The following is a 13018-nucleotide window of genomic DNA, read 5'->3' on the forward strand; positions in this document are numbered from 1 at the left end:
GGCGCTTTTGGCGATCATCTTCGTCATATATACTTCTACACTTGGAATGCCTCCTCAGCCTTCCACCGTTGTTCCCATCCTCCGTCTCCACCAGTCCTGCGTTGCGGCAAGGAGAATGCACAGCCCCTGTTCCGCAGCCATCAGAAGCAGTGCGGCAGCAGACTCTATAAGAAAACTTCCCCAGTTCAGAGGGATATTGTACATCAGCATTTCCAGAAAATAAATGAGTATGCACCAGCAAAAAAGCAGCAGCCATTTGCGCAGGGCGAATTTCGTTTTTTCATCCGTTCTTTTTCCAGCTCCTGAAATGTCATGCTTATACCTCCTGTGTACACAGATATGCCTGCGATACTGCATTAATTAATAGTTTGAAAGCGCCCTTCTAAGGTGCAGATCCTGAGAACTGAAATGCTGCCTTCAAACCGTTTCTCCATATTTCTCCAACAGATCTCGGATGCGGAATTTCCCTGTGAGCAGGGCTTCTATTTCGGCACCGGCGCCATTTTCCAGGGCATCCATCTCCCAGAAAAACTGCCGCTCCTCCGACACGAAGCCGATTTTCTGCACGGCAGCCGCTGTGTCCGCGGCGTCCAGCGTACGAACAGAAGATGCCGGCTCATCCATCAGAAAAAGGCGGGCATTGTGGGACAGGGCAAAAGCAAACTGAAACCGCATCTTAAATCCCGTGGAGAGCAGGCCGAGCTTCCGGTTCGGCGGCAGCTCAAATCTTTCGCACAGCTCCAGAAACAGCGATTCGTTAAAATGATGATACAGCCTGCCATATAGCCGGGCATTTTCCAGCCCTGACAGCCCCTTCTCATACATCATCTCATCCAGGACCAGTCCCGGCCGGTCCTTGGCTTCCCTTTCCTGAGTATCCATATCATAACCGCAAACGGTTACCTGGCCGCCGTTCTTATCATACAGATTCAGGATGGTGTGGAGTAAAGTGGTTTTCCCGGCTCCATTGACGCCTACCAGCCCTGCGATGTGGCCGGGCTCCACCCGGAAGGAAATCTGATTCAGATGCAGTGTCCCCAGGCGTTTTTCCAATCCGCTGACCTCCAATAATGGCTCCATGGCTCTCCTCCCAACTGTTTATATTGATATATACAGCATATATATAGCCGGAGGCCATGCCAATCCATAAGACGAAAATAAAAACAGCCCTTTTTCATCCCGGTTCATACAGCTTTGAACCACCCGGCCCACTTTTTTATGGAAAACAGTAAAAAATATGGGATGACGCCCCACTGTGGTAAATTATGGTAAAAGGGAAAGCGTCAGGAGAAAGAAAAACCAATATATTGTATATGGTACAAAAACAAAACACAACATGTGGAAAACAGTGTAAAATGCAGTTTTTTGTGGGTTCGGCAAGACGTACTTTTTTAGGGGAAGGGGTTGATTTTGCTTGCAAAATACCTTAAGTTATACTAAAATCATATTTAAAGTGGTGGAAAGTGGTACGAAGTGGTAGGAAGTGGTGAGTTATCCGCACAGGCGGGGCAGGATTGCATATCTGCCGCGCAGACTATAAGAAAATGCGGCACCGCTTTTATTCAGAACTGATACATGCAGGGAGGCAGCTTCGGCAGTGTTTTCCGTGACAGGCCACTTTTAAGGCGGTGATTGTCATGTTCATGGGAGAGTACAATCATACAATTGATGCGAAAGGCAGGCTGATCATACCTTCAAAATTCCGCGAGAGCTTGGGTGAGGAATTCGTAATTACGAAAGGTTTGGACGGCTGCTTATTTGTGTATGACAATCAGGAATGGAACGCCTTTGAGGAGAAGCTGAAGGCTTTGCCTCTGAATAAGAAGGATAACCGTCAGTTTGTCAGGTTTTTCCTTGCGGGCGCTGCCCAGGTGGAAGTGGACAAGCAGGGGAGGATACTGGTTCCCGGGAATCTGCGCGATTTTGCGGAGCTGGAAAAGGATGTGGTACTGGTCGGCGTGGCCAGCCGCATTGAGATCTGGAGCAAAGCAAGATGGGAAGGTATCACAGAGGATGAGGACGAGGCAATGGAAGACATTGCGGAACGTATGGCAGATCTGGGGCTTGGCATATAACGGAAAGGTGACGGCGGAATGGAGTTTGCACACAAGTCTGTACTTTTGGACGAGACAATAGAAGGACTGAAGATAAAACCTGACGGGATTTACCTGGACGGCACGCTTGGCGGCGGCGGACACAGCAGCGAAATCTGCAGAAGGCTTTCAGGAGGGCGCCTGATCGGAATCGATCAGGACGCGGAAGCCATTGCGGCTGCCACCGAAAGGCTGGAGCCTTTCCGGGAAAAGGTGACTCTCGTCAGGGATAATTATTGCAATGCACCGGCTGTGGTGAAAAGCCTGGGGCTTGAAGGCGTTGACGGAATCGTACTGGATTTGGGCGTTTCCTCTTATCAGCTGGACAATGTGGAACGGGGCTTTTCATACAGATACGACACGGCCCTGGACATGAGAATGGATACGAGACAGTCCCTTTCCGCAAAAGAGATTGTCAATGAATACCCGGAGCGGGAGCTTTACCGGATCATCCGCGATTACGGCGAGGATCAGTTTGCCAAGAACATCGCCAAGCACATCGCGGCGGCAAGAAAGGACAGGCCCATCGAAACGACCGGGGAGCTGAATGAGCTGATTAAAGCGGCAATCCCCGCAAAGATGCGGGCGAATGGAGGACACCCCTCCAAACGGACGTTTCAGGCCATCCGCATTGAGTGCAACCACGAGCTAGACGTGCTCAAGAACTCGCTGGATGAGCTGATTGGTCTGCTGAATCCGGGAGGCCGCATTTGTATAATTACCTTTCATTCCCTGGAGGACCGCATAGTGAAGTCGGCCTTCCGTAAAAATGAGAATCCCTGCACCTGCCCACCGGATTTCCCGGTATGTGTGTGCGGAAAGGAATCCCAGGGAAAGGTAATCACAAGAAAACCCATACTGCCCGGCGCACAGGAGCTGGAAACCAATTCCCGTTCCAAGAGCGCAAAGCTGAGGATATTTGAAAAGAAGGAGTAGTTAATCAAAGCATAGCTGCCGGTACGGTGCGCAGCTATGAGTAAAGGAGAATTGCCATGGCACAGACAGGAAAAAGCAGACAATACAGAAGCACTGGAAAAAGCGAATACAGAAGATCAGACAGCCGCAGTGCATATGTGGCAGGCAATACGGTAAGAAAGCTGGACGTAGTTGAAGAGATACATAAGCCCCGGAAGCAGGAGCTGAGCCATGCGGTAAAGAAGAACAGGGACAAGGCCGTTTACATGAATCTGGGCTATGTGCTGTTTTTGAGCGCCTCCCTGCTTGTGGCGGGCATTGTTTTGATTGGATATATCCGTCTGCAGTCGGAGATTACCGCAAGCGTAAAGCACATTGCGGCGATGGAAAGCACGCTGAACAGCCTGAAGGTATCCAATGATGAAGAATACAGCAGAATCGAAAGCTCTGTTGATTTGGATGAAATCCGCAGAATCGCCATTACGGAGCTGGGGATGACATATCCGAATCAGGACCAGATTGTAACGATTCCCGATGAAGGCAGCGATTATGTAAGACAGCTTGCAGACATTGATGATTAAATTGCGGCTGAACCTGCGGTTGTTGGGATATTTGGCGGCTGCAGGACAGTTACATTAAAAGTGGGTGACAGTTTGGACAGAAACAGACAGAACGGCGACAGAAAAGAAGCGCAGAATACAAACAGATTTACAACGAAAATGCAAAAGAAGCTGGTAGTACTGTATTTCCTGGTATTACTGGCTTTTGCAGGATTAAGCGCCAGATTGGTCCTGATCAACCGGGACAACGGCGAGCAGTATAAAAAGCAGGTCCTTTCCCAGCAGCAGTATACCAGCCGGACGATTCCCTTCAAGCGGGGGGAAATCCTGGATTCCAAGGGAACGAAGCTGGCAGTGAGTGAGAAGGTGTATAACCTGATTCTGGACTGTAAGCTGATGAATGAAAAAGAAGAATATGTGGAGGGCACCATAGCGGCGCTGGCCCAGTGCTTTGACGTGGATGAATCGGAAATCCGCAAATACAGTTCGGATAATCCCACCTCCCAATACCATATACTGAAGAAACAGCTGACCTATGATGAAATCGCGCCTTTCCAGGAGCTTGTAAACAATGAAGAGACGGGAAAGTATATCCAGGGCGTCTGGTTTGAAGAGGAGTACCGGCGGGTATATCCCAACAATACACTGGCCAGTGACGTCATCGGCTTTACCACCAAGGACAATGTGGGAAATTACGGGCTGGAGGCATACTATAACGATATTCTCAGCGGGGTAAACGGCAGGGAATACGGCTACATGAACGACGATTCCAACCTGGAGAGGACCACCAAGGCGGCGGTGGACGGCTATAACCTGGTTTCCACCCTGGATGCCAACATCCAGGGCATCGTGGAGCGCAAGCTGCAGGAATACAATGATACCTATAAGAATGCGGCCAGAGAAGGAAACGGCGCCTATAATACCGGCTGTATCATCATGGATGTAAATAACGGAAATGTGCTGGCCATGGCCAGCTATCCTTTTTACAATCTGAATGAACCTAGAAATACGGACATGCTGCTGGGGCAGAACGTAATCAATGAAAAAGCGGAGCTCCAGGAGACTGTAATTAATGAAGAAACACTTGCTTCCATGGATGAGGATACCCTGTACCGCCAGCTGAACGCGCTGTGGAAGAATTACTGTATTTCCAGTACCTTTGAGCCCGGTTCCACAATGAAGCCCTTTACCGTGGCGGCCGGACTGGAAAGCGGCAAAATGACAGGAAACGAAACCTACCAGTGCAACGGCAGCCTGACAGTTGTTGAAGGCCAGAAGCCCATCAAATGCCACAGCTACCGGGTGGGAGGAGACGGCATTGTGAGTGTGGCCGGCGCGGTGGAGCGTTCCTGTAATGTGGCCCTGATGAAGATGGGGCAGACAATTGGAAAAACCACATTTTTGAAATACATGCAGGATTTTAACTTCGGGCTGAAGACCAACATAGATTTGTACGGAGAAGCCAGGACGGCCTCCCTTGTATTTACGGAGGATTCCATGGGGCCCATGGAGCTGGCAACGGCATCCTTCGGCCAGGGCTTCAACGTGACCATGATCCAGATGGCGGCCGGCTTCAGCTCCCTGATAAACGGAGGCTACTATTATGAGCCTCATATGGTAAGCAAGATCACCGCTTCGGACGGTTCGGTGGTGCAGAATATTGAACCCCGTCTTTTAAAGCAGACCGTATCCGAATCAACCTCTGCCAAAATACGTGATTACTGCGTGGATGTTGTGATGGGGGAACACGGCACCGGCCATACGGCAAGACCGGCCGGCTACATCATCGGCGGAAAGACCGGCACGGCGGAGACACAGCCCAGAGGAAACAGGCAGTACGTGGTTTCCTTCATTGGCTTTGCACCTGCGGATGATCCGCAGATCGCCATCTATGTGGTAGTGGACCGTCCCAATTCCGATAAACAGGACGATGCCAAGTATGCCACGAGAATTGTGCGCAGCATTTTAACAGAGGTTCTTCCTTATATGGATATTTTCATGACGGAGCCTCTTTCCGAGGCTGAGCAGAAGGAACTGGAAGAACAGCAGATCGCATATAAGCAGCAGCTGATGACCTCCGTGAGCGGAAATGACGTGAGCGGCAACGATATCAGCGGCAATGATGCGGGAGGAGACGGCACGCCGGCGGCCGGGGAAAATGGAGAAGGCACCGGGGAAAATACGGGAGGAAACCAGGATAATCCGGACAAGCCCAAGATAGATATTGATCCGGATACCGGATATGGAGTACTTCCTGATGGAACCAAGGTGGATCCCGTTACGGGAGAAGCCATTGATGAAGATACACCGCTGGATCTTCCGGAACCTAATCTGCCGCTTGACGGAACCCAGGGCGGAGAGGACGGAGGCGATTCTCCTTTTTAAGCCGGAGCCAGGGAAAATATCCGGGTGGGTATTGCGGAAATTTTCCTTAAAGTACGGAGCCCGGCCGGGAACTCTTTTATACATAAGAAGAGCAAAATGGGAATAACCTCATAAATCCGGTAATAGATTGTATCAATTACCGCTTTATGAGGTTTTCCAATGGAAGAGAAAAACAAAACATTCCACAGAAAGAAAACAGTCTGGGCCTTTGTGCTCTGCCTGGCCGCCTTTCTGGGCCTGACCGGAAGGCTGGTCTATCTGATGGTATATCAGTCCTCCTACTATACACAGGCGGCCCAGGAGCTTCACCAGAGGGAAAGAAACATCAAGGCCAAGCGGGGGAGAATAATAGATGCCACAGGAACGGTGCTGGCGGATAACAGGACGGTATGTAATATTTCCGTTATCCACAACCAGATTACGGATCCGGACAAAGTGGTGGAGGTGCTTTCCCGGGAGCTGGGGCTTGAAGAGGAATATGTCAGAAAGCGCGTGGAAAAATACACCGCCATAGAAAAAATAAAGAGCAATGTGGACAAAGCGGTAGGGGATGTTATCCGTGATTACCAGCTGGACGGCGTCAAGGTGGATGAGGACTATAAGAGGTATTATCCCTTTGACAGCCTTGCTTCCAAGGTCCTGGGCTTTACAGGAGGCGACAACCAGGGAATTGTGGGGTTGGAGGTCAAGTATGACGAATATCTCCAGGGAGAACCGGGAACGATCCTGACGGTGACCGATGCAAGAGGAGTGGAGGTTACGCAGGAGGGGGAGGACCGGGTGGAGCCGGTGAACGGCGACGACCTGCATATCAGCCTGGATGTGAATATTGAGCAGTATGCCACGCAGCTGGCTTACCAGGCGCTGGCGGCCAAGGAGGCGGAAAGCGTTTCCATTCTGGTAATGAAGCCGGATAACGGCGAAATCCTGGCCATGGTCAATGTGCCGGAATTTAACCTGAATGATCCTTTTACCCTTCCGGAGGGAACGGTGACGGAAGGGCTTTCGGAGGAGGAAAAACAGAACCTGCTGAACCGGATGTGGAGGAACGGCTGTATCAACGATACCTATGAGCCGGGATCCATTTTCAAGATAATCACCGCTGCCGCCGGACTGGAGGAGGGCGTGGTGACCATGGAAGACAATTTCAGCTGCCCCGGTTATATTATGGTGGAGGATCGCAGGATCCGGTGCCATAAAACCTCAGGTCACGGGGCAGAAAACTTTGTCCAGGCTACCATGAACTCCTGCAACCCCGTATTCGTTACGGTGGGGCTGAGGCTGGGAGCGGACAATTACTACAGATATTTTAACCAGTTCGGGCTTCTTACCAAAACAAATGTGGATTTGCCGGGAGAGGCCGGGACTATCATGCACAAGCCTGAAAACATCGGTCTGGTGGAGCTGGCGACCATATCCTTTGGCCAGTCCTTCCAGATAACGCCCATTCAGCTGGCAACCACGGTTTCCTCGCTGATTAACGGCGGCAACCGCATTACGCCCCATTTCGGCGTAAGGACGGTGGATGAAACGGGCAATGTGACGAATACCTTCGAATATCCCGTCACCACGGGAATCGTATCGGAGGATACCTGCGAAAAACTGCGTTATATGCTGGAACAGGTAGTGGAAAACGGAGGTGGTAAGAACGGATATGTGGAAGGCTACAGGGTGGGAGGCAAGACGGCGACGAGCCAGACCCTGCCCAGAGGTACGGGACGCTATATTGCCTCGTTCCTTGGATTTGCCCCGGCCGATGATCCGAAGGTGCTTGCCATGGCCATTATTACCAACCCTCAGGGGGTATATTATGGAGGACAGGTGTCCGCGCCGATTGTCCGCCAGCTCTTTGAGAACATCCTTCCTTACCTGGAAAAAATGGACTACAGCATAGATGGGCAGCAGGCAAATTGAAAGGAAAGGCTGACTGAACAGTCACGGGAAAGGTCAAATGAGTTTATCCGTTTGTCTTCCGGTTCTCATCTCGTTTCTTGTAAGCGTGTTTCTGGGACCGGTAATCATACCTTTTCTAAAGAGACTTAAGGCTGGGCAGACCGTCAGAGATGAAGGGCCCAAAAGCCATTTGAAAAAGAACGGAACGCCGACGATGGGAGGAATCCTGATATTGTCGGCCATGATAGTAACCTCCCTTTTTTATATGGAGGATTATCCGGAAATCAAGCCCATTCTCCTGATGACTCTGGGGTTTGGGCTGATCGGGTTCCTGGATGATTACATAAAGGTAATCCTGAAGCGTTCCATGGGGCTTACCCCAATACAAAAGATGGCGGGGCAGCTGGTAGTGACAGGCCTTTTTGCCTATTACCTGTTAAAATGCACGGACATCAGCCTGGCGGCGAAGATTCCCTTTATGCCGGGGAAAGAGCTGGATTTGGGCTGGCTGAATATCCCCCTTTTATTTTTTATCGTCATTGGAACGGTGAACGGCGCCAATTTCACCGACGGCCTGGACGGCCTGGCAGCCAGTGTCACGGTGCTGGCGGCAAGCTTCCTTTCGGCGGCGGCCATAGGTACGGGGACGAGAATCGAACCTGTCACCTGCGCTGTTGCGGGGGCGCTGCTGGGATTTCTGCTGTTTAATGTGTATCCTGCCAGCGTTTTCATGGGGGATACCGGTTCCCTGGCGCTGGGGGGCTTTGTGGCGGCGGCCGCCTATATGATGCAGCTTCAGCTGTTTATACCGATTATCGGGTTTATTTATCTTATCGAGGTGGTTTCCGTAATCCTCCAGGTGCTTTTTTTCAAGCTGACCGGAGGGCGGCGGCTCTTCCGGATGGCGCCCCTGCATCATCATTTTGAGCTGGGGGGCTGGTCGGAAACAAGGATTGTGGCGTTTTTTTCTGTCGTTACGGCTATCCTTTGCCTGGTGGCGCTTATCGCCATATAAAAGGCGGGAAGAAGTTCTAAGGCAGCAAAGGACGCTGCCTAAGAACTTCTATGTCCCGCCTGGAAGAATGGCGGGGGGCCATTCTTCCGGGGGCTTGGAGTGCGGGAGAAAGGGCGAGAGGAAAGGGCGGGAAGCGGTTGGGGAAGAGTTGAGTATGTTTGGAGAGTGGGGGTATGGGGGATATATTGTTAGCTTGATGGTGTATGGGTTTGGGATGGAGTGGGAATTTTGACTTTGTCTGCTGCGGCGGGCGGATGGGAGTGGAGATGAATATAGAAGGAAAAAAGGTTTTGATTGTAGGGACGGGGAAGAGCGGGATTGCTGCTGCGGCGCTGCTTTCTCAGGTGGGGGCGGTGCCTGTCCTTTTTGATGAAAATGAAGGTACGGATAAGAGGGAAGTGGAGAAGAAGCTGCCGGAGGGGGTACGTGCGGAGGTTATTACGGGAAAGCTTCCGGATCAGGCTGCGGATGAGGCGCAGCTTCTGGTGCTCAGCCCCGGTGTTCCGGTGGATACGCCTTTTGTGGAGAAGTTCAGGGACAAGGGTGTGCGTGTTTGGGGTGAGGTAGAGCTGGGCTATGCTTTTTCCAAAGGTAAGGTGATAGCAATTACCGGGACCAATGGCAAGACCACGACTACGGCTCTTACGGGAAAGATTATGAGCGATTATTATTCCTCCGTTTTTGTGGTGGGGAATATCGGCACGCCTTATACGCTGGAAGCTCTGCATACACGGGAGGACAGTGTGACGGTGGCGGAAATCAGTAGCTTCCAGCTGGAAACCACGGAGAATTTCCACCCGGTGGTGACGGCCATCCTGAATATTACGCCGGATCATCTGAACCGACATCATACCATGGAAAATTATGTGGCGGTGAAGGAATCCATTACCAAAAATCAGACGAAGGCGGATACCTGTGTGCTGAACTATGAGGATCCTTATACCAGGGATTTCGGGGAACGGTGCCCGGCGTCGGTGGTCTGGTTTTCTTCAGCCAGGAGGCTTGAAGAGGGGTATTATCTGGACGGAGAGGATATCTGCCGCAGCGTGGGCGGAGCGGAGGAACGGCTCATGAATATCCACGATATGCAGCTTCTCGGAATCCATAATGTGGAAAATGTCATGGCGGCAATTGCTATGTCTTCGTCATACGGCGTGCCTATGGAGCATATACTGAATACAGTGAAGCATTTCAAGGCGGTGGAGCACCGGATTGAATATGTGGCAACCAAAAAAGGGGTCGCCTATTACAACGATTCCAAAGGAACCAACCCGGACGCGGCCATCCAGGGAATCCGCGCCATGAACCGGCCGACCATACTGATTGGGGGCGGCTATGACAAACAGAGCGAATATGATGAATGGATCGAGGCCTTTGACGGAAAGGTCAGGCTACTTGTCCTGATCGGACAGACAAAGGAAAAAATAGCGGAGTGTGCCAGAAAACATGGTTTCAACAATATTGTTTTCGCAGATACATTCGAGGAATGTATGGATATCTGTGTGAAAAATGCAGTTTCCGGAGACGCAGTACTGCTTTCACCCGCCTGCGCCAGCTGGGGAATGTTCCCCAACTATGAGGTGAGGGGAGATATGTTCAAGGAATATGTGAATCAATTGAAGGAGTGATTGCGTGGCATCCAGAAGAAACAAAAAGCAAGCTGAATATTTTTTTGATTATACCCTGCTGTTTATCGTATTGTTCCTGCTGGGCTTCGGAATGATCATGGTTTATTCCACCAGCTCCTACGAGGCGTCCCTTTCGGCCAGCCTGAAATACGATGAAGCCTATTATCTCAAGCATCAGGCGCTGGCTGCCGTGATGGGGCTGGTTGCAATGATTGTTGTGGCAAACATCCCTTATCACTTCTGGGAAAGGTTTGCGGTGCTGGGATATTTTGTGTCGGCCATCCTCATAGCGCTGGTCCTTACGCCCCTGGGCATTGAAGCCAATGGAGCCAGGCGCTGGCTGAATCTGGGACTTTCCGTACAGCCTGCGGAAATCGCAAAGCTGTGTATGATCCTTTTTTTAGCCAGCTTCATCTGTAAGATGGGAAAAGGGATCCGGACCGGAAGGGGCTTCTGGCTGGTGCTGATGATTCCCGTGCCCATCTGTCTGATGGTCTGGAAAATTACCAATAACATGAGCTCCGCAATTATTATTTTCGGTATTGCGCTGCTGATGCTTTTTGTGGCAAGCCCGGACTACAAACGGTTTGTGCTGATGGGAGCTGCAGGCGTGGCGGCGGTGGCGGCGCTGGTATTCGCCATTATCCAGATGGAACACAGCGATCTGGGCTTCCGCGGGGGCCGCATCCTGGCCTGGCTGAACCCGGAAGCTTATGCTTCCGGTACCGGCTTCCAGACGCTGCAGGCGCTGTATGCCATTGGCTCCGGCGGCATTTTCGGCAAGGGGCTGGGACAGAGCATGCAGAAGCTGGGCTTCCTTCCCGAAGCGCAGAACGACATGATTTTTTCCATTATCTGTGAAGAGCTGGGGCTGTTCGGCGGCATTGCGGTTATTTTGCTTTTTGTGCTGCTCATCTGGCGTTTCATGGTAATTGCCAACAATGCCTCGGATCTGTTCGGCGCGCTTTTGGTGGTTGGAGTGATGGGGCATATTGCCATTCAGGTGATCCTGAACATCGCCGTAGTAACCAATACCATTCCAAACACCGGTATTTCCCTGCCGTTTATCAGCTACGGTGGCTCCTCGGTCATGTTCCTGCTCATTGAAATCGGACTTGTCCTCAGCGTGGCCAAGGGCATTAAGCTGAAAAATGTGTAGAAAGAAAAAAGGCCGCTACAGGGCGGCCCAAACCGCTGCAAGGAGGGCCGCAAAGCCATAGACAGTAACATTTATGTCACCTTCCGCATAGGATAGAATAGTTCTGTTTAGGTAATTTTTCAGTCAGGCCGGCGCACATGCTGCACTGACCGTAAGAAAGCGATCCGGGAGTGCCAAAATTCACCGCCAAAGGCAATTTGGGATGAGTTTTGACAGAAACTGTGAAGGCACTGAACAATTACCTGTTTTGAAAAAATCCGGGAAGGTGGACATTTGAAGTCTATTTATATCAGCGGAAACGCGCCCTTGTACGGCGAAGTTACAATCCAGGGTTCCAAAAACGCGGCGCTGCCGATCATGGCAGCGGCTCTTTTGATTCCTGGGATCAGTGTACTGAAGAACTGTCCCCGCATAGCGGATGTGGAATATATGTGCCGGCTGCTTCAAAGCATCGGCTGTTTTGTGGAACGGGATAAAAATGAGGTACGCATCGATGCGTCGGCAGTCAGCAGGAGCCGGCTGCCGGAGGAATATGTAACGATGATGCGCTCGTCCGTCATGCTGATGGGGCCCATGCTGGGAAGAACCGGTGAGGTATCCCTGCATTATCCGGGAGGCTGTGTCATAGGAGACAGGCCGATTGATATCCATCTAAAGGCATTAAGAAGTCTGGGCACCTGTTACAGCGACAGTGATCAGGAACTGGAGGCCTGGACGGCAGGCCTTAGGGGAACGGATATTTTACTGGAGTTTCCCAGTGTGGGCGCCACGGAAAACGCCGTTATGGCGGCGGTGGCGGCGGAGGGCGTGACCAGGATACGAAGGTGCGCCATGGAGCCGGAAATCGGCAGCCTGTGTGCATTCCTGCGATGTGCTGGCGCAGATATCCGGGGCGAGCAGACGGGCTGTATTACAGTAAGGGGCGGCAAGGCGCTGCATCCCTGCTGCTTTGAAATCCCTTCCGACAGGATTGTGGCGGGAACCTATCTGTGTGCCTGCCTGGCTACGGGCGGTGAGATTTTTATGAAAAATCCCCCGGAAGGCCAGCTGAACGCCATGGAGGATGTGGCCATACGTATGGGCTGTAGCCTGCGCAGAGGGGACGAAGGGCTGTGGGTACAGCGAAGGGGAATCCTTTTTTCGCCGGGTTACGTGGAAACGGGCAGCTATCCCGGTTTTCCCACGGATCTCCAGTCGCCTTTGCTGGTGGCCATGGCGCTGGCAGACGGGGAAAGCAGACTGAAGGAAACAATTTTTAATGACCGTTTTGTGGTAGTGGCGGAGCTGAACCGTATGGGCACGGAAATTGACGTGCAGGATAACAAGCTGGCCTGTATCCCCGGCGGGCGGAGGCTCACCGGCAGACAGGT

Annotated in this window: 11 protein-coding genes; 9 read left to right on the top strand and 2 right to left on the bottom strand. The window is 51.7% G+C overall.

The window, feature by feature from the left end:
• Positions 1–54: 54 nt before the first annotated feature.
• On the bottom strand, positions 55–204 hold the full coding sequence (locus tag HMPREF1548_RS29675; protein WP_157065730.1) for a hypothetical protein: 150 nt from the start codon (positions 202–204) through the stop codon (positions 55–57).
• Between the two features lie 213 nt (positions 205–417).
• On the bottom strand, positions 418–1080 hold the full coding sequence (locus HMPREF1548_RS23220) for an ATP-binding cassette domain-containing protein (protein ID WP_021639100.1): 663 nt from the start codon (positions 1078–1080) through the stop codon (positions 418–420).
• A gap of 557 nt (positions 1081–1637) precedes the next feature.
• On the opposite strand from HMPREF1548_RS23220, the gene mraZ reads away from it, so the two are divergent.
• From mraZ to HMPREF1548_RS23265, 9 genes are all read left to right on the top strand, one after another.
• Positions 1638–2075, top strand: a complete 438-nt coding sequence (gene mraZ, locus HMPREF1548_RS23225; protein WP_021639103.1) for a division/cell wall cluster transcriptional repressor MraZ — start codon at positions 1638–1640, stop codon at positions 2073–2075.
• 18 nt (positions 2076–2093) lie between these two features.
• Positions 2094–3029 (top strand): 16S rRNA (cytosine(1402)-N(4))-methyltransferase RsmH, encoded by a 936-nt coding sequence (gene rsmH, locus HMPREF1548_RS23230; protein WP_021639104.1) that lies wholly within the window; start codon positions 2094–2096, stop codon positions 3027–3029.
• 56 nt (positions 3030–3085) lie between these two features.
• Positions 3086–3589, top strand: coding sequence for a septum formation initiator (locus tag HMPREF1548_RS23235; RefSeq protein ID WP_021639105.1), 504 nt, complete (start codon positions 3086–3088; stop codon positions 3587–3589).
• Between the two features lie 72 nt (positions 3590–3661).
• Positions 3662–5953, top strand: coding sequence for a peptidoglycan D,D-transpeptidase FtsI family protein (locus HMPREF1548_RS23240; protein ID WP_025490891.1), 2292 nt, complete (start codon positions 3662–3664; stop codon positions 5951–5953).
• A 159-nt stretch (positions 5954–6112) separates the two neighbouring features.
• Positions 6113–7867 carry a peptidoglycan D,D-transpeptidase FtsI family protein gene (locus tag HMPREF1548_RS23245; RefSeq protein ID WP_021639108.1) on the top strand — a complete coding sequence of 585 codons (1755 nt, stop codon included), beginning with the start codon at positions 6113–6115 and terminating at the stop codon, positions 7865–7867.
• Positions 7868–7904: 37 nt separating this feature from the next.
• Positions 7905–8861 carry a phospho-N-acetylmuramoyl-pentapeptide-transferase gene (mraY, locus tag HMPREF1548_RS23250; protein ID WP_021639109.1) on the top strand — a complete coding sequence of 319 codons (957 nt, stop codon included), beginning with the start codon at positions 7905–7907 and terminating at the stop codon, positions 8859–8861.
• Between the two features lie 266 nt (positions 8862–9127).
• The gene (murD, locus tag HMPREF1548_RS23255) at positions 9128–10489 is read left to right on the top strand and encodes a UDP-N-acetylmuramoyl-L-alanine--D-glutamate ligase (protein WP_035323588.1); all 1362 of its coding nucleotides are present in this window, start codon (positions 9128–9130) and stop codon (positions 10487–10489) included.
• A 4-nt stretch (positions 10490–10493) separates the two neighbouring features.
• A complete protein-coding gene (locus HMPREF1548_RS23260; RefSeq protein ID WP_021639112.1) occupies positions 10494–11648 on the top strand; it encodes an FtsW/RodA/SpoVE family cell cycle protein in 1155 nt (384 codons plus the stop codon).
• A 273-nt stretch (positions 11649–11921) separates the two neighbouring features.
• The coding region (locus tag HMPREF1548_RS23265) for a UDP-N-acetylglucosamine 1-carboxyvinyltransferase (protein WP_021639113.1) at positions 11922–13018 on the top strand (1097 nt) is incomplete at its 3' end.

The organism is Clostridium sp. KLE 1755 (assembly GCF_000466465.2).
In the GTDB taxonomy this organism is placed as follows: domain Bacteria; phylum Bacillota; class Clostridia; order Lachnospirales; family Lachnospiraceae; genus Eisenbergiella; species Eisenbergiella porci.